This window comes from Variovorax sp. GW460-12-1-14-LB1 (assembly GCF_059423605.1).
The window spans coordinates 20351-40520 of the sequence record NZ_JBWKYF010000026.1 but is presented as its reverse complement, the minus strand read 5'-3'; the positions used below and the strand labels follow the sequence as shown (position 1 = coordinate 40520).

The 20170-nt window shown below is 67.7% G+C and carries 17 protein-coding genes; 8 read left to right on the top strand and 9 right to left on the bottom strand.

Annotated elements, in window-relative coordinates; all coding sequences use genetic code 11:
* Positions 1 to 26: 26 nt before the first annotated feature.
* The gene (urtA, locus tag AC07Y4_RS15335; protein ID WP_062478305.1) at positions 27 to 1295 is read right to left on the bottom strand and encodes an urea ABC transporter substrate-binding protein; all 1269 of its coding nucleotides are present in this window, start codon (positions 1293 to 1295) and stop codon (positions 27 to 29) included.
* A gap of 244 nt (positions 1296 to 1539) precedes the next feature.
* Between urtA and AC07Y4_RS15330 the strand changes: the two genes are divergently transcribed.
* The 3 genes from AC07Y4_RS15330 (at position 1540) to AC07Y4_RS15320 (ending at position 6663) form a co-directional block, all read left to right on the top strand.
* Positions 1540 to 4935, top strand: coding sequence for a hybrid sensor histidine kinase/response regulator (locus tag AC07Y4_RS15330; protein ID WP_495274814.1), 3396 nt, complete (start codon positions 1540 to 1542; stop codon positions 4933 to 4935).
* Entirely contained in the window at positions 4907 to 5800 is an 894-nt protein-coding gene (locus AC07Y4_RS15325; RefSeq protein WP_062474629.1) for a response regulator transcription factor, read from the top strand. Before AC07Y4_RS15330 ends, AC07Y4_RS15325 begins: the two co-directional genes overlap by 29 nt.
* Positions 5801 to 5892: 92 nt before the next feature.
* Entirely contained in the window at positions 5893 to 6663 is a 771-nt protein-coding gene (locus AC07Y4_RS15320; RefSeq protein ID WP_487847157.1) for a TIGR04325 family methyltransferase, read from the top strand.
* Between the two features lie 29 nt (positions 6664 to 6692).
* Here AC07Y4_RS15320 and AC07Y4_RS15315 read toward each other — a convergent pair whose 3' ends face one another.
* Together AC07Y4_RS15315 and AC07Y4_RS15310 are read right to left on the bottom strand one after the other, a co-directional pair.
* Complete coding sequence (locus tag AC07Y4_RS15315) at positions 6693 to 7607, bottom strand: amino acid ABC transporter substrate-binding protein (protein ID WP_062474625.1); 915 nt, start codon at positions 7605 to 7607, stop codon at positions 6693 to 6695.
* A 10-nt stretch (positions 7608 to 7617) separates the two neighbouring features.
* Positions 7618 to 8049, bottom strand: a complete 432-nt coding sequence (locus AC07Y4_RS15310) for a VOC family protein (protein ID WP_070060349.1) — start codon at positions 8047 to 8049, stop codon at positions 7618 to 7620.
* A 109-nt stretch (positions 8050 to 8158) separates the two neighbouring features.
* Between AC07Y4_RS15310 and AC07Y4_RS15305 the strand changes: the two genes are divergently transcribed.
* The 5 genes from AC07Y4_RS15305 (at position 8159) to AC07Y4_RS15285 (ending at position 11952) form a co-directional block, all read left to right on the top strand.
* Complete coding sequence (locus AC07Y4_RS15305) at positions 8159 to 9079, top strand: LysR family transcriptional regulator (protein WP_487847342.1); 921 nt, start codon at positions 8159 to 8161, stop codon at positions 9077 to 9079.
* Positions 9080 to 9103: 24 nt separating this feature from the next.
* Positions 9104 to 10000: an SPFH domain-containing protein gene (locus AC07Y4_RS15300; protein WP_095744991.1), complete on the top strand. Its 897-nt coding sequence runs from the start codon at positions 9104 to 9106 to the stop codon at positions 9998 to 10000.
* Positions 10001 to 10045: 45 nt separating this feature from the next.
* Complete coding sequence (locus AC07Y4_RS15295) at positions 10046 to 10249, top strand: type II toxin-antitoxin system antitoxin (protein WP_062474617.1); 204 nt, start codon at positions 10046 to 10048, stop codon at positions 10247 to 10249.
* A gap of 49 nt (positions 10250 to 10298) precedes the next feature.
* Positions 10299 to 11147 (top strand): substrate-binding domain-containing protein, encoded by an 849-nt coding sequence (locus tag AC07Y4_RS15290; protein WP_487847158.1) that lies wholly within the window; start codon positions 10299 to 10301, stop codon positions 11145 to 11147.
* Between the two features lie 70 nt (positions 11148 to 11217).
* Positions 11218 to 11952, top strand: coding sequence for a transporter substrate-binding domain-containing protein (locus tag AC07Y4_RS15285; RefSeq protein ID WP_487847159.1), 735 nt, complete (start codon positions 11218 to 11220; stop codon positions 11950 to 11952).
* Positions 11953 to 12101: 149 nt separating this feature from the next.
* Here AC07Y4_RS15285 and AC07Y4_RS15280 read toward each other — a convergent pair whose 3' ends face one another.
* The 6 genes from AC07Y4_RS15280 to AC07Y4_RS15255 form a co-directional block, all read right to left on the bottom strand.
* Positions 12102 to 12509: a hypothetical protein gene (locus AC07Y4_RS15280; protein WP_487847160.1), complete on the bottom strand. Its 408-nt coding sequence runs from the start codon at positions 12507 to 12509 to the stop codon at positions 12102 to 12104.
* A gap of 78 nt (positions 12510 to 12587) precedes the next feature.
* Entirely contained in the window at positions 12588 to 14825 is a 2238-nt protein-coding gene (locus AC07Y4_RS15275; RefSeq protein ID WP_487847161.1) for a M1 family metallopeptidase, read from the bottom strand.
* Between the two features lie 657 nt (positions 14826 to 15482).
* On the bottom strand, positions 15483 to 16799 hold the full coding sequence (locus AC07Y4_RS15270) for an MFS transporter (RefSeq protein ID WP_487847162.1): 1317 nt from the start codon (positions 16797 to 16799) through the stop codon (positions 15483 to 15485).
* 41 nt (positions 16800 to 16840) lie between these two features.
* The gene (locus AC07Y4_RS15265) at positions 16841 to 17998 is read right to left on the bottom strand and encodes an alpha/beta hydrolase family protein (RefSeq protein ID WP_487847163.1); all 1158 of its coding nucleotides are present in this window, start codon (positions 17996 to 17998) and stop codon (positions 16841 to 16843) included.
* A gap of 15 nt (positions 17999 to 18013) precedes the next feature.
* A complete protein-coding gene (locus AC07Y4_RS15260) occupies positions 18014 to 19120 on the bottom strand; it encodes a porin (RefSeq protein ID WP_159277223.1) in 1107 nt (368 codons plus the stop codon).
* A gap of 57 nt (positions 19121 to 19177) precedes the next feature.
* On the bottom strand, positions 19178 to 20146 hold the full coding sequence (locus AC07Y4_RS15255) for a PDR/VanB family oxidoreductase (protein ID WP_390344438.1): 969 nt from the start codon (positions 20144 to 20146) through the stop codon (positions 19178 to 19180).
* Between the last annotated feature and the right edge of the window lie 24 nt (positions 20147 to 20170).

The window sequence follows — 20170 nt, the reverse complement described above, 5'->3', positions numbered from 1 at the left end:
ACACGAAGTGAGCCGCTTCGGGGGAGTTACTGATACCCCTTCGGGAACGGATCGGGCTTGATCAGTTCGCCCGATTCGGCAACGACCTTGAAGCTGCCATCCAGCTGCCCCTGCCCGATGCGCGCCTTGCTCCACAGATGGTGGTTGGCATCCAGCTTCACGTAGCCTTCCGGCGCCGTCTTCAGCTCGATGCCCGGCGACGCCGCTACCACCTTGTCGATGTCGAAGCTGCCCGCCTTCTCCACCGCGGCCTTCCACAGCCACGGGCCCAGGTAGCCCGCCTGCGTCACGTCGCCGATCACCGCGTCCTTGCCGTACTTGGCCTTGAAGGCGGCCACGAACTTCTTGTTGTTCTCGTTGTCCAGCGTCTGGAAGTACTTCATCGACGAGTAGAAGCCCGCGAAGTTCTCGCCGCCCACGCCGGTCATCTCGTCCTCGGTCACGGCCAGCGTCAGCAGGAACTGCTTGTCGCCCGTGATGCCCGCGGCCTTGAGCTGCTTGTAGAAGGCCACATTCGAGCCGCCCACCACCGCCGCGAAGATGCAGTCGGGCTTGGCCACCTTGATCTTGTTGATCAGCGAGTTGAAGTTGGTGTGGCCCAGCGGGTAGTACTCCTCGCCCTTGACCGAACCCTTCTGGAAGTTCTCGATGTGCTTGCGCGCGATCTTCATCGAGGTGCGCGGCCAGATGTAGTCGGAGCCGACGAGGAAGAAGGTCTTGGCCTTCTTCTCCTTCGCGCCCCAGTCGAGGCCCCAGATGATCTGCTGCGTGGCTTCCTGGCCCGTGTAGATCACGTTCTTGCTCTGCTCCAGGCCTTCGTAGAAGGTCGGGTAGTACAAGAGGCCGTTCTCTTTTTCGAACACCGGCAGCACGGCCTTGCGCGAGGCGCTGGTCCAGCAGCCGAACACGGCCGCGACCTTGTCGTTGACCAGGAGCTTCTTCGACTTCTCGGCGAAGGTGGGCCAGTCGGAGGCGCCGTCTTCCTTGATGACCTTGATCTTGCGACCCAGGATGCCGCCCATCGCGTTGATCTGGTCGATGGCGAGCTGCTCGGCCTGGATGGAGCCGGTCTCCGAAATGGCCATGGTGCCGGTGGACGAATGCAGCTGGCCTACCGTGACCTCGGTGTCGGTCACCGCGAGCTTGGTGGTGTTGACCTTGGCCGTGGGGAACTGACCCTGGCCGAAGCTCAGGCCGCTCAGGCCCATCACGGGCAGCGCGGCGGCGCCCTGCAGCAGGCGGCGGCGGCGCAGTGCCATGGCATCGAGGGAAGAAGGATCGGAATCACGCGACATCAGGAACTCCAGGCAGGTTGAAAGAAGAGTGAGCCGCGCACCATCGCAGTGCATCGGACGGTGCTGCGAGCACCATGGCTGGTACTTTAGAAATCACTTGCCTCTGCGCGAATACGTCATTCAACGTAGCGATGCGCCCCTGCCCGGGCCGCAGACTCGCGAGCAGACAAGGCACGGGACAGCAGGGAGCGCTTCTTGCTGTACCTGCCGCATGCCACCGTTGCCGCCGCCGCGAGAACCCGCCATGACATCCGTCTCCGGACAGAAGATCTTTCGCATCCGCCGCGACTACAACGCCTGGGTCGCGAACGAGACGCTGGAGGACTACGCGCTGCGCTACACGCCGCGCAGCTTTCGCAAGTGGTCGGAGTTCCGCGTGGCAAACGCGGCCTTCGGCGCCACCTCGTTCCTGGCGCTGGAGGCCATCGGCGGCGCCATCGCGCTGAGCTACGGTTTCTCGAACGCGCTGTGGGCGATCCTGGTGGTAGGGCTCATCACCTTTCTCACTGGCTTGCCCATCTCGTACTACGCCGCCCGCCACGGCGTGGACATGGACCTGCTCACGCGCGGCGCGGGCTTCGGCTACCTGGGCTCCACGCTCACCTCGCTGATCTACGCGAGCTTCACCTTCATCTTCTTCGCGCTCGAAGCGGCCATCCTCGCGCTGGCGCTGCAGATGTACCTCGATTGGCCGCTGTGGCTGCTGTACCTGGTGTCGTCGATCGTGATCATTCCGCTGGTGGCGCGCGGCATCACGCTCATTTCGGGGCTGCAGCTGTGGACGCAGCCGATCTGGATCGTGCTGTTCGTCTGCCCCTTCATCGCGGTGGTGGTGAAAAAGCCCGAGCTGTATGCCGACTTCACCGGCCTCGTGGGCCGCACCTCGGACAGCAGCGGTTTCGATCCGCTGATGTTCGGCGCTGCCGCCACGGTGGCCTTCTCGCTCGTGGTGCAGATCGGCGAGCAGGTCGACTACCTGCGCTTTTTGCCCGAGAAGACCGCCGCCAACCGCGGGCGCTGGTGGACCGCGGTGCTGGTCGCCGGGCCGGGCTGGATCGTGCCGGGCATGCTGAAGATGATGGGCGGCGCATTCCTCGCCTTCCTGGCGCTGCAGCACGAGATACCGGCCAACCACGCGATCGAGCCGACGCAGATGTACCTCACGGGCTTCTCGTACGTGCTGCGCGATCCGGCGTGGGTGCTGGGCATCACGGTGCTGTTCGTGGTCGTGTCGCAGATGAAGATCAACCTGACCAACGCCTATGCGGGCTCGCTCGCGTGGTCGAACTTCTTCGCGCGGCTCACGCACAGCCACCCGGGGCGCGTGGTGTGGCTGGTGTTCAACGTGGCCATCGCGATTTTGCTGATGGCGCTGGGCGTCTTCGCCGCGCTGGAGCACGTGCTGGGCTTCTACAGCAACATCGCCATTGCCTGGGTCGGCGCGCTGGTGGCCGACCTGGTCATCAACAAGCCGCTGGGCTGGAGCCCGAAGACCATCGAGTTCAAGCGCGCGCACCTGTACGACATCAACCCCGTGGGCCTGGTCGCGATGCTGGTGGCGGCGGCGCTGGCGATGCTGGCCTATTCGGGCGCGCTCGGCCAGTGGGCGCGGGCCTTCTCGCCCTTCATCGCGCTGGCCACGGCCATGGCCGTGTCACCGCTGCTGGCGTGGCGGACGCGCGGGCGCTACTACCTGGCGCGCACCGACATCGACCGCTGGACGCCGGGCCAGAGCGTGAAATGCTCGGTGTGTGACAACAGCTTCGAATCGGAAGACATGGCGCACTGCCCGGCCTACAGCGCGCCGATCTGCTCGCTGTGCTGCACGCTCGAATCGCGCTGCCACGACCGCTGCAAGACCGACTCGCGCGCGGCCGAGCAGATGAGCGGCTGGCTGCAGGCGCTGCTGCCGCCCGCGCTGTCGGCGCGACTGAACTTCCGCGTCGCGCATTACCTGCTGGTCGCCACCTCGCTGATCGCGCTGCTCGCCACGGTGGTGGGCGTGGTCTACGCGCAGGAGGCCATTGCGGGCACCATCGATTCGGCGATGGCGACGGCCTTTCTCAAAGTGTTCGCGCTGCTCTCGGTGATCGCCGCCGTGGCCGCGTGGTGGGTGGTGCTGGGCAGCGAGAGCCGGCAGATGGCGCAGGAGGAATCGAACCGCCACAACAACCTGCTGGCCCTGGAGATCGAAGCGCACCGCCGCACCGACGCCGCGCTGCAGACCGCCAAGGAAGCCGCCGAAGCCGCGAACCAGGCCAAGACGCGCTACGTGGCCGGCATGACGCACGAACTGCGCACGCCGCTCAACAGCATCCTGGGGTACTCGCAGATCCTGCTCAAGGGCGGCGACGCGGCCCTGCCGCCGCGCGAGGCGGTGCAGACCATCCACCGCAGCGGCGAGCACATGCTGGGCCTCATCGACGGGCTGCTCGACCTCGCGCGCATCGAGGCCGGCCGGCTGCAGCTGGAGCCCTCGCCGCTGGCGCTGCCGGCCTTTCTCGACCAGGTGGTGCAGATGGTGCGCCCGCAGGCCGAGGCCAAGGGCCTGGCGTTCGTCTACACGCATGCGGGCCGGCTGCCACCGTGGGTGCATGCCGACGTGAAGTGGCTGCGCCAGATTCTCATCAACCTGCTGACCAACGCCGTGCGCTTCACCGACAGCGGCACCGTCACGCTGCATGTGGATGCACGGCGCGAGGTGCTGCGCTTCGACGTGGTCGACACCGGCATCGGCGTGGCGCCGCAGGACCGCCAGCGCATCTTCCTGCCCTTCGAGCGCGGCGCCGCGGGCCGCCGGCGCGGCGAGCCGGGCACGGGGCTGGGCCTCACGATCACCGGGCTGCTCACCTCGCTGATGGGCGGCGAGCTCAAGCTGGCGTCGACCTCGTCGGCGGGCAGCACCTTCAGCGTGCGCGTGTACCTGCGTGAGGTGGCCGATCCCGGCCCGCAGGCGGGCTCGCGCGAGCCGGTGTCGGGCTACCTGGGCGAGCGCCGCACGCTGCTGGTGGTGGACGACCAGCCGGTGCAGCGCCAGATGCTCGCCGGCATGCTCGCGCCGCTGGGCTTCACGGTGCGCGAGGCGGCCAGTGGCACCGAGTGCCTGGACAGCCTGCGCGAAGAGCTGCCCTCGGCCATTCTGCTGGACCTGACGATGGACGACATGGACGGCTGGCAGACCGCGCGCTCGGTGCGGGCCTCGGGCTTTGCCGAGCTGCCGATCATCATCGTCTCGGCCAACATGTTCGAGAACCAGGCCGACCGGTTGCGCGCCGCGGGCTGCCAGGCCTTCGTGGGCAAGCCGGTGATCGAGTCGGAACTCATCGCCACGCTGGAGCGGCACCTGGGCCTCGAATGGCTGGCGACGGGCGACGCCCTGCCGCCGCCCACCGACCCCGACCTGGCGCCGCCGCGCCCGCCCCTGCTCGCGCTCGGCGAAGACGACCGCGCCGACCTCATGCGCCTGGTGCAGATGGGCCACGTGCGCGGCCTGCACACCGCGCTCGACCGGCTGGCCGCGGCCTCGCCCGCCGCGGCCGCCACCTGCACCTGGCTGCGCGGCATGGTCGCGCGCTTCGAACTCGACAACCTCCGCAACGCACTGGCAGAAGATGCAGACACTCCCCTCGCCCGGTCATGAATCCGAACGCCCCGTCGTGCTGGTGGTGGACGACGCCCCCAGCAGCCTGGGCATGCTGTGCGACACGCTGGAGGCCAGTGGCTACACCGTGCTGGTGGCGGCCGACGGCGAGGCCGCGCTGCAGCGGCTCGAGCTGGTGGTGCCCGACGCGATATTGCTCGACGGCCTCATGCCCGGCCTCTCGGGCTTCGAGACCTGCCGGCGCATCAAGGCCAACGCAGCGCTGGCGCACATCCCGGTGCTGTTCATGACGGGCCTGTCGGAAACCGCGCACGTGGTCGAGGGCTTCGAGTGCGGCGGCGTCGACTACGTGGTGAAGCCGATCCGCGCGCAGGAGGTGCTGGCGCGGCTGCACACCCACACGCGCAACGCCCGCATCACGCGCATGGCGCGCGACGCGGTCGACGTGGCGGGCATGGGCGTGGTGTTCGTCGACACGCGCGGGCGCATCGCCTGGCGCTCGCCGCAGGCCGCGCTGTGGCTGCATGCGCTCGAAGACCCGGTGGCGCCGGGGCGCCTGCCCGCGTCGGTGGAGCCTGCGCTGGCGCCGGGTGCGTCGATCGCCATCGGCACCGCCACGGGCATGCGCCTGTCGGTGCGCAACCTGGGTGCGGCGGCGCTGGGCGAGACCATGCTGCTGTTCGCCATCCAGCGCGAAGGGCCGGCCGCGCGCCTGGCCGACGCGGCCCTCACGCCGCGCGAGACCGAGGTGCTGTCCTGGCTCGCCAAGGGCAAGACCAACCGCGACATCGGCGAGATCCTGGGCACCAGCCCGCGCACGGTGAACAAGCACCTGGAGCACATCTTCGAGAAGCTGGGGGTGGAGACCCGCGCGGCGGCTGCGGCACTGGCGAGCGGCATGTAAACCCCCACGGGGTAACCGCCCCCGCGGCACTGGGCTATCGCCCCCCAAAGACGCCGGTTGCGCTCAGAATGCGAAAGCCACAGGAGAGAGACATGCTTTCAAGCCTGCTGACCTTCCCGCCCCGCGAGAGCGCCTACCGGCGCAAGTTCCTGAACAACACGGACGAGAACCTCTTCATGGGGTCGTTCGAGAGCTTCGAGGCGGCCGAGGCTGGCGCGCCGCCCAGCAAGGCCGTCGGCTACGCCAACGCCGACGCGGGCGAGCTCTACAGCCCGCAGATCTATTTCTACGACTATCCCGGCCTCTTCTGGCTGGGCCGCTCCATCGACGCGGGCCTGACGCGCGTGTTCGACCTGGGCGGGCACGTCGGCATCAAGTACTACGCCTTCCGGCGCGTGCTGAGCTACCCCGACACCCTGCGCTGGACGGTGTGCGACGTGCCCGGCGTGGTCGAGAGCGGCCGCGCGATGGCCGTCAAGCGTGAGGCGACCGCGCAGCTCGGCTTCACCACCGACTACCGCGATGCGAGCGGCTGCGACGTGCTGTACGTGTCGGGCAGCCTGCAGTACCTGCCGATGCGCATGGACGCGATTCTTTCCGCGCTCGCCGTGAAGCCCCGGCGCATCGTCATGAACACCACGGCCGTGCACCCCGAGCGCACGATCTACACGCTCAACAGCATCGGCGTGGCCGTGTGCGCCTACCGCATCCAGCACCACGACGAGCTGCTGGCCGACCTGGCACGCTCCGGCTATCGCAAGCGCGACGTGTGGCGCAACGAGGGCAAGCCGATCGAGGTGCCCTTCGTCGATGGCGGGGACGAGCCTTACTACGCGGGCTGCTGCTTCGACCTGATCGCCTGATTCGACCTCGTCGCCTTGCGGGTGCCGCCCTATCGCACCTCGTAGTCTTCCATCGGCTTGTCGCTGGGGTTGGCCCAGGCGGCCCTGGTCAGGGCGCTGGCCGGCAGTCCCACCTTCGCGCCGTGCGGCGCAATGGGCTGCATGAACCACTTGTCGTAGATCCGCGCGGCGTCCCCGCTCCTTGCCAACGCCAGGACGCTTTGATCGACCAGCTTCTTGAACGCGGCATCGCCCTTGGGAATCATGATCGCGATCGGCTCGACGCTGAGCACCTGGTCGAGCAGCCGGTACTGCGCGGGCTCCTTGCTCCTGGAAATCAAGGTGGCAAGGATCTGCCCGTCGGCGACGAAGCCCTCCGCGCGGCCCGATTCGAGCAGCAGGAACCCTTCGCTGTTGTCCTTGGCGTACACCTGCGCGATCTCAGGGGCGTTGTCGCGCTTGAGTTTTCTCAGCAGCTGGACGGAGGTGCTCCCCGTCGTGACGGCCACCGCCTTGCCGGCGAGCTGGGCCGCCGAAGCAACGCCGGATGTCGCCTTGACCGCGATGCGAACCCCCTCGACATAGAGCGTCGGGGCGAACGCGACGTCCTTCTGGCGCGCCGCATTGTTGGTCGTGGTACCGCACTCGATGTCGACCGTTCCGTTCTGCACGAGGGGCATGCGGTTCTGCGGCGTGACGAGCTGGTACTTCACGTGGATCTTGCCGATCTGCAACGCCTTCCCGATGTCGGCAATGACACGTTCGCAGACCTCGACGTGAAAGCCCGTGTAGCTGCCGGGCCCCAGGGTGAAGGACATGGCGCCCGAGGCGTCGCGCACGCCCATGGTGATGGCGCCGGACTCCCTGATCTTCTTCAGCACGTCGGTTTGGGCGGATGCACGCCCGGCACACAGCAGGAGCGCCGCGGCCGTTGCGGCCGCCAGAAGGCAGTGGGTTGTTTTCACGTCGGCGCTTTCAGACGGCGAACAGCGAATCCAGGTCCGCAAAGGACTTCAGCTCGATGGCGTTGCCCGACGGGTCGAGAAAGAACATCGTCGCCTGTTCGCCGGGCTCGCCCTTGAACCGGATGTAGGGCTCGATCACGAATGACGTCTGGCGTGCGATGAGCTTGTCGGCCATTGCCTGCCACAGGTCCATCGGCAGCACGGCGCCGAAGTGACGCACAGGCACGTCATGGCCGTCCACGGCGCTGTGCGTCTTGTGGCCGCATTCGTCGGGCGCCAGGTGCGCCACGATCTGGTGGCCGTGGAAGTTGAAGTCGACCCACTCGGTCGAACTGCGGCCTTCAGGACATTCGAGCAACTCGCCGTAGAAGGCGCGCGCCTCGGCGATGTCGCGCACGGGAAAGGCCAGGTGGAACGGGATGCGTGCAGTGGGGGTGCTCATGGGGTTCATCGATCAAGGAGTTCAGGGTGAGCAAACTCTAAGCAGCGATCCACATAACCGAAAACGATATATTTCATCGCTGAGCACCACCCATTTCGATGAATCCCGAATGATCACCGAGCTTCGAACCTTCATCGCCGTGTGTCGCCACGGCACATTCGCCGCGGCGGGAGAGCGCATCGGCCTCACGCAATCGGCCGTCAGCAGCCAGATCAAGCGGCTCGAGGAATCCCTGGGGTTCCCGCTTTTCGACCGCACAGGCCGCTCTGCCACCTTGAATGCGGCGGGCGAGACCACGCTGGGACGGGCGGAAGAAATCTGCGGCCTCTACGCCAAGCTCGGCGAGCTGCCCGACGACGCTGCGAACGCCGGGCTGCTGCGCATCGGCGCCATTGCGTCCGCGCAGCCGACGCTGGTGGCGCGGGCGCTCGAAAAACTGCGCGCCGGCTTCCCCCTGCTGCGCGTGCACATCTCGCCCGGCGTGTCGATGCGGCTGATGGACGACCTGGACGCCGGCAGCATCGATGCGGCCGTGATCATCCGGCCGCCTTTCGGCATTCTTCCCGAGCTGACCTGGCAGACCCTGGTGCGCGAGCCCTATGTGCTCATTGCCCCCGCGAACGTGCCGGGCAGGAACTGGCGCACCCTGCTGCAGGAACAGCCGTTCCTGCGCTACGACCGCGCATCGTTCGGCGGACGCATGGTCGAACGATTCCTCCAGCGTGAAGGCCTCGTGGTCAACGACGCCATCGAGGTCGACGAAATCTCCGGGCTCATCCACCTGGCCTCCAAGGGCCTGGGCGTTGCGCTCGTGCCGTGGGTCGAGGCCCACTTGCCGCTGCCGCCGGGCGTGCGCATGCTGTCCCTCGGCGAGGCCACGTTCCATCGCGAGATCGGCCTCCTGCAGCGCAAGCCACGCGCCAGCCCGCCCCTCGTCGCGCAGTTTGCGCAGTGTCTGCGGGACGCGGCCGAACCCGCGAAGGCGGGGCGAAAGAAAGCCTTGACGACCTCCAAAAAGATATTAGAGTGATATCACTTTCAACAGGAGGCCTTCATGCACGAGCAGACCCCGTCCATCCCTCGCCCGGTCCGCAGGGAGCGGCCGTACCGGTCCGTCAACGGATACGGCATCGTTGCCGTGGCGCTGCTGATCCTTGCGGTCGGCGCCTGGGTTCTCGTGCGGCGGATGATGCCGCTGCCCCTGAGCATCTTGCTGATCGTCGTCGGCGTCTCGCTGCTGCCGGGGCTGTACATGCTCAAGCCCAACGAGGGCATCATCCTCACGCTCTTCGGCAAGTACCAGGGCACCGACCGCAGCGAGGGCTTGCGCTGGACCAACCCGTTCCAGGCCGGCCAGAAGATTTCGCTGCGCGCGCGCAACCTGAACACGCCGCCGCTGAAGGTGAACGACAAGCGCGGCAACCCGGTGGAGATCGGCGCGGCCGTGGTCTGGCGCGTGCACGACACGGCGCAGGCCGTGTTCGAGATCGACGACTACAACAAGTTCGTCGCCATCCAGTCCGAAGCCGCCATCCGCCACCTGGCCACGCTCTACGCGTACGACAGCGGCGACGACCTGCAAAGCGACGAGGTCACGCTGCGCGCCGGGCTCGACGTGGTGGCCGACGCCCTCAAGGCCGAGCTGAACCAGCGCTTTGCCAGCGCCGGCGTCGAGGTGCTCGATGCCAAGCTCACGCACCTGGCCTATGCGCCCGAGATCGCCCAGGTGATGCTGCGGCGCCAGCAGGCGGTGGCCATCGTGAGCGCGCGGCACCAGATCGTGGCGGGCGCGGTCGGCATGGTCGAGGCTGCCCTCAAGGGGCTGTCGGAGCGCAACCTCGTCGTGCTCGATGACGAACGCAAGGCCTCGATGGTGTCGAACCTGCTGGTGGTACTGTGCTCGGACCGCGAAACCCAGCCCGTGGTCAACACGGGCACGCTCTACACCTGATGCATCCACGGCACCTGTTCACCGCCGCCACGTCGTTGTTCCCTGATGGCCAGTCCCGGTAAGAAGTCCTACCCGCTGCGCATCGATCCGGCCCTGTGGGCCGAGATCGAGCGGCTGGCGGCCCAGGAGCTGCGCAGCGCGAACGCGCAGGTCGAGTTCCTGCTGCGCGAAGGGCTGGCGAAGCGGGGGCGGCTGCCGGCGGCGGCTGCGCCCGCCAAGGACGCGGACCCGCCCAAGCCCTCGCGCTAGTAGTAACCCCGAATTTCCTGAAGGCCGATTGACAGGCTCGCCCCCTACGATGGCACGGCACGATCTTCAGGAGACACACGCCGTGACAGCCTTCGCCTTCCCCCGTTCCGCCCTGACCCGCCGCGCCGCCCTGGCGCTGGCCGCCTCATTCGCGCTCGCCGGTTGCGTCAGCACACCACCCGCCGCGACGGGCGACATCCACGTCATGACCTCCGGCGGCTTCACCGCCGCCTACAACGAGCTGCGCCCCGGCTTCGAGCGCAGCACCGGCCGCAGCGTGAAGACGGCTTACGGCGCGTCGATGGGCAACGCCAGCGATTCGATTCCCAGCCGCCTGGGGCGCAACGAACCCGCCGACGTCGTGATCCTCGCGCGCCCCGCGCTCGATGCGCTGGTGGCGCAGGGCAAGGTGGTGGCGGGCAGCCAGGTCGACCTGGTGCGTTCGTCGATCGGCTTCGCGGTGCGCAAGGGCGCGCCCAAGCCGGACATCGGCACGGTCGACGCGCTCAAGCGCACGCTGCTCGCGGCGCCGTCGATCGCCTATTCGGCGAGCGCGAGCGGCACCTACTACGAGACCGAGCTGCTCAAGACGCTGGGCATCGAGGACCTGGTGAAGCCCAAGAGCAAGCGCATCCTCAGCGAGCGCGTGGGCACGGTGGTGGCGCGCGGCGACGCGGCCCTCGGCCTGCAGCAGGTGAGCGAGCTGCTGCCCATCGAGGGCATCGACTACATCGGCCCGCTGCCCGCCGAAGTGCAGCGCGTGACGGTGTTCTCGGCCGGCGTGGCCACGGCCTCCAAGCAGCCCGAAGCAGCGCGGCAGCTGATCCGCTACCTCAACGCCCCGGCCGCGGCGCCGACGATCGCGAAGACGGGGCTGGAGCCCCTGTCAGCACGCTGAGCCGGCGCCCCACGGCCCGTAAACTGGCGGCCTTCATCCCCTCCTTCCGCCTTCCCGACGAACGGACGCCATGACCACATCGCCCTCTTCCGCCCTCGTGACCGCCTTCGCGCCCAGCGGCACGCTGCGCGCCTCGATCAACCTCGGCAACCCGATCCTGGCCAACAAGGACGCCAGCACGGGCGAACCGGTCGGCGTATCGATCGACCTGGCCCGCGAGTTCGCGCGGCGCCTTGGCGTGGGCATCGAGCTGATCGTGTTCGAGAAGGCCGCGGCCTCGGTGGACGCGGTGAAGAACGAAAAGACCGACATCGGTTTCTTCGCGGTCGATCCGGCGCGCAGCGAAGGGCTGCGCTTCACGGCGCCCTATGTGCTGATCGAAGGCAGCTACCTCGTGCCTGAATCTTCTGCGCTGACCGACAACGCGCAGGTCGATGCCGCAGGCCACCGTATCTCGGTCGGCTCTGGCAGTGCCTATGACCTGTTCCTCACGCGCGAGATCAAGGCGGCCGAGATCGTGCGTCTGCAGGGCGCCGGGCCTGCGCTCGCGGCATTGCGCGCGGGCGAGGTCGAGGTGGCGGCGGGCATCCGCCAGCTGCTCGAAGGCGAAGCGGCCCGCGCACCTGGGGTGCGTGTGCTGCCGGGGCGCTTCATGGTGATCCAGCAGGCGATGGGAACGCCGGCCAGCCGGGGGGCCGAGGCGCAGGCGCTGCTTGCTGCCTTCGTCGAGGAGATGAAGGCTTCGGGCTTTGTGGCCGATGCGTTGAAGCGCCATCGCATCGAAGGCGCGATCGTTGCGCCCTGATCGAGCGCGCTCGTTCAGGGCGCGTGCACAGGCCACCGGGTACTTCCCTCCGCGAATGTCCCCCGGCCTGCGGCCTCCTCCTTGATTTCGCTGCGGGAAGCACCCAGTGTCCTGCGCCCACTGAGTGCTGTCGTCGTGGTGGTGGCCGATCAGAGCTTGTGGGCCTCCACCGGTCCCTGCGAATAGAACAGGAAGTAGCCCGTCTGCGTCTTGAAGCCGTTCTTCTGCCACCCGGGCGGCACCTTGAAGATGCCGAGCTGGTCGCTCGAGATGCCGACGAAGGACGTGTTCTCCGTGTCGGTGGTGATGCGGCTCCAGCGTTCGCGCGTCACCGGCTGCAGCTGCATCTTCGGTTCGCTCCACTCGGGTGTGCGCACCTTGTCGCGCATGATGTAGCGGTCGCCGTCGCGCTCGATCTTGACGACCTCCTTGAGCACGCCGTTGCGTTCGACGGCATAGACGCCGACCAGTTCGGTCTCGGGCCCGCCGCGCGCGCCGCAGGCCGAGAGCAGTGACACGCAGGCCACTGCCAGCAAAGAATTCAGAAGAGTGTTCATGGGATTCGAATGAAGTGACGCATGCGCCGCCGGGCGGCGCATGCGGGGTTCACGAAAGAAGGTTCGGTTCCATCCGACTCAACGCTTCTGGTTCTCGCGCAGCGGCAGCTTGCCCTGGAAGCGCAGCGCGTGCGGGTACTCTTCCTTGCCGCCCGCTTCCACCGCCGCCGTCTTCTGCTGACTCAGCTGCGTCTTGGCGAGCAGCGGCGCCGGCAGGTTAAGCACGCCCTTGATCTGGTCGTACTGCGCCTGCGTGATGCGCCCCACGCCCAGCAGGCGGAAGGCATCGCGCTCGATGTTCAGCAGCAGCGGCTTGTTGCCCGCGAAGTTCTGCACCTTGGCCAGCAGGTTGCTCCACGACGGCGCGCTGTAGTTGCTCACGTAGTAGTCCTGCCCCGTCGGCCCGGCGAGCACCGCGGTGCAGCCCGGCAGCTCGACCTGCGTGGCGTTGTTCGACATCACGAAGGTCTCGCGCTTTTCCATTGCGTCGCCGTACGCCAGCGTGACGGGAATGGTCCACGTCGAGGCCGGGAACTGGTTCTGGTTGGGGAACGACTCCTGCGTGATGTTCACGTAGGTGCGGTCGCCGGCGCATTGCGCATCGACCGTGAGCAGCGGAATGCCGGTCTGGCGGATGAAGCTGTCGCCGATCTCGCTCACCTTCTTGCCGCCGGCGGCCTTCTCCAGCGAGGTCCACAGCCGCGTGGGCGTGACGTTGCCGAACGCGTAGTCCTTCAAATAGATCTGCAGGCCCTTCTGCATCGCCTCTTCGCCGATGTAGTTCTGCACCATCTCCAGCACGTGGCTGCCCTTGTTGTAGACAAAGATCGCCGGGCTGATGAAGCCGAAGGAGCCTGCATCATTCAGGTTGCGCTGCACCGGTACGGCCGAGGGCTTCAGGTCGGCGACGATCACGTTGTGCTTGTCGAGCACGTAGTCGGAGAAGCTGTAGTACTCCGGGTGGAACTTGATCGTGGTGCGCCGTTCGAACCAGCGCGCAAACGACTCGTTGAGCCACACGTTGTCCCACCAGTCGAGCGTGACGAGGTCGCCGAACCACTGGTGCGCCACCTCGTGCGTGACCACGGTCACCGAGTACAGCGTGGGCTTGTCGCCGGGCTTGGTGAGCACCGCATCGGCAAACTCGAAGATCGCACCCCAGTTCTCCATGCCGCCGAAGCCGGTGTTGGGCTTGTTGTCGTAGCTGTCGTTGGCGGCCACGGTGTCGAACTTCTTGAAGGGCAGCGAGATGCCGGTGTACTTGTAGTAGTAGTCCATCGACACCTTGGTCCACTCCATCGCGAACTTGGCCCAGTCGGAGCGGCCCGGCGGCGTGAACCAGCGCAGCGCCATGTCGCTGCCATCGAGCGGGTTCTTGAAGGTGTCGGCCAGGATGTCGAACTTGCCGCCGCCGAAGAAGGCCAGGTACATCGGCATCGAGGGCGTCTTCTCGAAGGCGACGCGCTGGTAGCCGTCGGGCAGTTTCACGGCCTCCGTCTGCGCGCCGTTGGACACGGTCTTCCAGTCGCCCGGCACCTCGGCCGAGATCTCGAAGGTGTGGCGGAAGGCCGGCTCGTCCCAGCCCGGGAACCACTGGCGTGCGAAGTTGGTTTCGCCCTGCGTCACGATGGCGTCGCTGCTCACGCCCTCGGGCGTCGAGAGGCCCACCTTGAAGATGCCCGACGCGGCCGAGCACAGCGGGTTCTTCGCCATCACTTCCGGCGTGCAGTACTCGGCATCGGAGAACTGGATCTTGCCGTCCCACTCCATGTGCAGCAGGTACTTGCCCTTGGCGATCTGGCCGTCGTTCAGCCGCAGCTGCACGAAGTCGCCGCGCGTCTGCGGCGTGGGAATCAGCGGGATCACCTCGCCCGGCTTGGACACCTTGCGCAGCGTGGTGCGCCCGCGCGCAAAGTTGAGGTCGTGCGCGGCGACGACGATGGCGTCCACCGGCTTGAGCACGTCGATCTCCACGTCGGCGCGGCCCACGAAAGTCTTGAGCGCCGCATCGGGGCGGAACCACAGCTTGTAGTTCACGGGCCAGACCGTGTCGGGCAACTCCATCGGCCGGGCCGAGCGATCGACCGCGGCCACTGCCGAATCGCGTGCAGCGGGCACGCCGTCGTCGGGGGTCTTCTTGGTGGTGTCGCCGCTGTCGGCCGCGGGCGCGTTGGCCAGCGACGGCGCGTTCAGGCCGGTGCCGCCGAACGATGCGCCACCGCCGCTGTCTCCGCCGCCGCCGCAGGCCGTCAACGCGGCAAGGGTCACGGCCGTGAGGGCCAGGCAATGAACGACAGGTGTATTCAGTGATTTCATGATCGCCTCTGGGTACTCTTGGTAAGGAACATGCGCCGCACCGCAGGCACCGGCGGATAGCCGGCGATGCGCGTGACGCGCGCGGAATGAGTGGAACGACAGATCAGCAGGAAATGCGGGCAGCACAGTGCCCTCCCGTCGAACAGACAGTTCGTCAGGAACGCAGGCTCAGGCCGGACCGCACCGCGTGTGCTGCGGTGGTCCCAGGATGCGCGGGGCGAGCGGCGCCATTCCCGTCAGGACGCGGGGTGTTGGGGGGGAGCGTGTGAACGCGGTGGGGTGTCGCGGGCCGGGCTCAGTGCCCGTGCATCGACGCGATGCGTTCACCCGTCAGGTGAACGGCCGGGGCCATGGCGAAAGCGATGGCGACGGCAAGACTGGCTGCGGCTCTTGTGGTTGATTTCACGCGCATTCCCTCGTCCGTTGAAGTGCACGCAGTTGTAGCTGATCGATGCAATGAGCTCAACGATCCGCGGAACTTTTCTCTCTCCAATTGTTCGCGCGCGATAGGCCGAATGGCGTCATGGCACGCGACGCGTGCCATGCGATACGAAGATGGTTCTGCGACCGAAACACCTGCTCACGCAGATGACAAAAACACGGGGCCTTCACTGTGACGAAGCGGCCACAGTACGAAGGTTCAAGCCGCGGCGAAGGTTACGAAAGCTGTGAACCAGAGACTGCAGCAGTGCGTTGCGCGCGCTCGCGCCACCACAGCAGAAAGCCGCATGCGAACACGACGACCTGCGTGCCGATGAGCAGTGCAAAGCCCGCGAAGAAACCCGCCGCCGACGAGGCCGCCGTCACCGCCGTGTTCGCCGCGCCCGATCCATGCGACACCGCGCTGATCACGCCGCCCATCAGCGCCGGCATGAAGCCCGCCACGAGGCTGCCCACGCCGTTGGTCACGCCGAAGGCACTGGCCGTGTGCTCGGGCCGCGAGCAGTGCTGCACGGTGCTCGGAATGGCGGGGCTTTGCAGGCCCCAGAAGAAGTTGGCCGCCACGAGGCAGGTTGCGGCCATGTACGGGTCGCGCGCATTGATGGCCAGCAGCACCGACAGTGCCACGCCCGCGCTCGCGCCCATGAAGATGAAGGGCACGCGGTCGCGCCCGAGCTTGTCGATGAGCACGCCGCCCGTGAACACCGCGAGCACGGTGGCGTACTGCGGCAGCGAGGCGATCCAGCCCATCTCGCGCAGCGAGAAGCCGCGCGCCTCGCGCAGGTAGGTCGGCAGCCAGTTGCTGCTGCCCCAGAGGTAAGCCAGCGCCGCCGAGGTCAGCAGCGTGATGAGGAACAGGTGCCGCGTGTGCAGCGCGCCCTTCACGATGCCGGCCACGCGCGACATCGCATCGCCCAGCGACGAGGGCTTGATGCCGTCGCCGTGCCCCGCGGGCATGCGCACGAAGGCCAGCACCAGCGGAATGCCCAGCACGATGTTGAGCACGCCCAGCACGTGGAACGAGCTGTCCCACTCGAACTGCGTGAGCAGGTAGCCCACCAGCGGATAGCCCACCGCCAGGCCCAGCCCCGTGCCCATGTTGACCAGCGCATTCGGCTTGCCGTTCTCGTCGCTCTTGAAGTGCGCCTTGATGTACGACGAGGCCAGCGAGAACAGCGGCCCTTCCGACACGCCCAGCAGCACGCGCGACGCCAGCAGCAGGCCGTAGCTGTTGAACATCGGCGAGGCCCAGGTCACCACGCCCCACAGCACGAGGCCGTAGATCAGGCTGCGCCGCACGCCGAACAGCGCCGAGCAGAACGGCGTGAGCACGAAGGCCGAGATGCCGTAGCCCAGCATGAAGGCCGTGGCCAGCAGGCCCTGGCTCACGCGGTCGGAGGCGTCGATGCCCACGTGCTTCAGGAAGGCCGCATCGGTGATCAGCACCGCGATGTTGATGCGGTCGACGTAGGAGATCGCGACGATCACGAACAGGGTGACGACCCCGTACCAGCGCATGGCCTTGGATGACATGGGATTCTTCTCAGGTGGGTTGCACGGGGGCCGGTGCGGCTTCAGGGACAGTCGCTCGCCGGCCTGCCTGCGTCGAGGACCGTTCGGGCGAACCCGAACGCGTCGGATTGCGAGGCGCCGATGACCGACCGGTGGGTCTGTCCGGCGTACTGCTTCAGTTGCACGGTCGCGCCGCGCGCACACAGGCTGCGCACCATCGCCGCCGTGGTGTCGGGCGTGACCGTCGTCTCGTCCTTCTCGCCCTGGATGACCGACACGGGCACCCGCATCGTGAGCGACGAGGCATCCTGCGCGGCCAGCAGCCGGGCCATCGCGTCGTACGCCGCGCCGGGCTTCAGGTACGGGCCCGGCGGCAGCGGTGGCATCGCGAACAGCCCCGAAAGGCAGGCGGAACCCATCGCGTCGAGGTGCGGGCGCAGCGCGGGCGAGGCCAGGGCCTGCACGTCGATGGCCGGGTTCATCGCCTTGGCGCTCATCACGGTCAGCGACACGAAGGGCAGCGCCGGGACGGCGACCGCTTCGCCGCGCACCACGCTGTCCATGAACCGCAGCACGCCGGGCCCCGTGGGCGCGATGGCGATCGCCGCCCGCAGCGGGTAGCGGCCGGCGCTGCGGTCCGGCAGGCCGGCGGCCCACAGCACGGCGCCGCCGCCCTTGCTGTGGCCCACGGCGATCCAGTCGGGGCGCAGCTTCGTGCCGTCGAGCGCATGCGCGGCCGCCACGGCATCGGCCAGGTTCTCGGCGTTGCTGCGGCTGTGCAGGTCGGGCACGGGCCCGAAGGCGCCCCACCCTGCGTAGTCGGTGCGCACCACGGCATAGCCCTGCTGCACCCAGGCGTTGAGGTAGGCATCGCGCTCGCGGTTCACGACCAGCGAGGGCGCGCACTGCGGCGCGAGCCCGGTCGAGCCGTTGGCCCAGGCGATCACCGGATAGCCGCCGGCGGGCGCGGGCGTACGCGGCAGCGCCACCTGGCCGACGACCACGGCGTTCGCGCCGTCGAAGGCGGTGGACGCGTACGACATGACCCAGTTGCGCCCTGCGTCGGGCAGGCCGTGCAGCTTGTCGGGGCTGGCCAGCAGCAGCTGGCCGGGCGCGGGCGGCGCGGCCGGCGACATGCCGGCGCAGCCGGCCACGAGCAGCGATCCGAGGGCCAGCGCCGCGAGGCGCCGCACCTGCGGCCAGACGGGGGTTGCGCGCATGCCGGCCCCTTCGCGTCAGAACATGTGCCGCATGCCGAACTCGACGCCGCTGGAGGCGCGGTTGGGCATGGTGATGGCGCCGGCCAGGGCCTGCGTCGCACCGTTCTTGTTGCTGATGCGCGCGATGGTGCCGTACACCGCCGTGCGCTTGGACAGGTTGTGCACGTAGCCGATGGCCAGCTTCGACGACGTGGGCTCGCGCACCGCGTTGGCGGGCTCCAGCTTGTAGCGCGCGTACGAGGCCTTGATCTCGCCCGGCCCGATGGGCAGCTGGAAGCCGATCAGCACGCCCTTGGCGTCGGTGCTGCCCTTCGATTCCTTGTACAACTCGCTCGTGAGCTTCAGGTTCATGAGCGCCGCATCGAAGGTGTAGGACGCGCCCAGGTTGGTCACGCGCAGGTCGCCGGCGGTGTAGCGCGTGCGGCCGGTGGCCAGCGCCACGTTGAGGCCGCCGCTCTGGTAGCCGAAGCGCGCGCCGGTGTGCTGGCCGTCGCGCTTGTTCGACACCTGGGTGCCGGGCAGCACCGAGTTCGAATCGTTCTCGCCCATCGCGTACATCACCTGGCCGTAGAAGCCGCCCAGGTTGGCCGGCAGGAAGTAGCCGATGCTGTTCGAGGCGCGCGTGCCGGTGGGTGCCACCAGGCCGCCCAGGCCCGAGAAGTAGATCTGGTTGGCGCCGATGCCGCCGCCGGTGCCGAAGGGGTCGAAGATCGCGGTGTTCCAGAAGGCCGGCACGTAGTCGCGGCCCAGGCGCACTTCGCCGAAGGGGCCGGCCAGGCTCACGGTCGAGCGGCGGTTGAAGCTCAGCACGCCGGGCGTGCCGTTGCCGCTGGCCTGGTTGTTCGAGTTCGACGGAAAGCCGGTGCCGCTGTCGTTCTGCAGGCCCATCTCGAGCCAGAAGTTGGCCGAGTAACCGCCACCGAGGTCTTCGGTGCCGCGAAAACCGAGGCGGCTGAACATGTTGCCGCTGTTGCCCAGCTGCGTCTTGTGGGCCGATCCGTTGCCGCTGCCGCGCGTGTAGACCACGGAGGCATCGACGACGCCGAACAGCGTCACGGAAGATTGGGCCAGCGCTCCGCCAGCCGCGGTGGCCGCAGCCATCGCGATCAAGTACTTTTTCATTGAATGTCTCGGTTGGTTTTCTTCTCTCGGCCGTCTTTTAGGTTGTGGCCTTGTTGCTCAGATATCCAGCACCAGCCGCTCGCCCTTGCAGCGAGAGACGCAGATCATCATGGTCTTGTTGGACGCACGTTCGATCTTGGTGAGGATGCCGTCGTGGTGATCGACTTCGCCCTCGAGCACCGCCGTTTCGCAGGCGCCGCAGACGCCTTCCTTGCAGCTGTGGTCGGGGTTGAGGCCAGCGTCGATCAGGCTGTCGAGAATCGATTTGCCCGGAGGCACCTCGACGCTCTTGCCGCTCTTGGCGCACTGCACCACGCAGGTCTGCGTGGCGCTGGGCGCCTCCACATGCACGGCGGCGAAGCGTTCGATGTGGGCGTTGGCATAGCCCAGTTGCTCGCAGCTCCTTTCGAAGGCGTCGAGCATCGGCGTGGGGCCGCAGCAGTAGTAGTGGCTGGTGGCGCCCTTGCCGCCCAGCAGCGACGCGAGGTCGGGCGGTGCGCCCTTCTCGTCGTCGAAGTGCCAGGTGAGCTGCACCGATTTCTCGGTGGCCAGCGCCTCGATGGCGTCGCAGAAGGCGGCTTCCTTGCGGGTGCGCGCGCAGTAGACGATTTCGACCGGCTTGCCGATGGCGATGAGCCGCTGCAGCATGCACCAGATGGGCGTCACGCCGATGCCGCCGGCCACCAGCACCGAGCGTTCGGCGCCCTCCTCCAGCTTGAAGTTGTTGCGCGGCGCCGAGATGGGCAGCGTCATGCCCACGCGCAGTTGCTGGTGCACGTAGCGCGAGCCGCCGCGGCTCTTGCGGTCGTTGAGCACGCCCACGACGTAGCGCTGGCGGTCGCTCGAGGGGTTGCACAGCGAGTAGCTGCGCACCAGCCCGTTGGGCAGGTGCAGGTCGATGTGGGAGCCGGCCTCGAAGGCGGGAAAGTCCACCGCCGGCGTGGCCGGCCGGAACTCGACGCTGACGATGCCGTCGGCCTCGTAGCGCATGGTGTGCACGAGGGCGTTCAGCGTGGGAGAAGACATGGCGATGCTCGCTTGCTTGCTTAC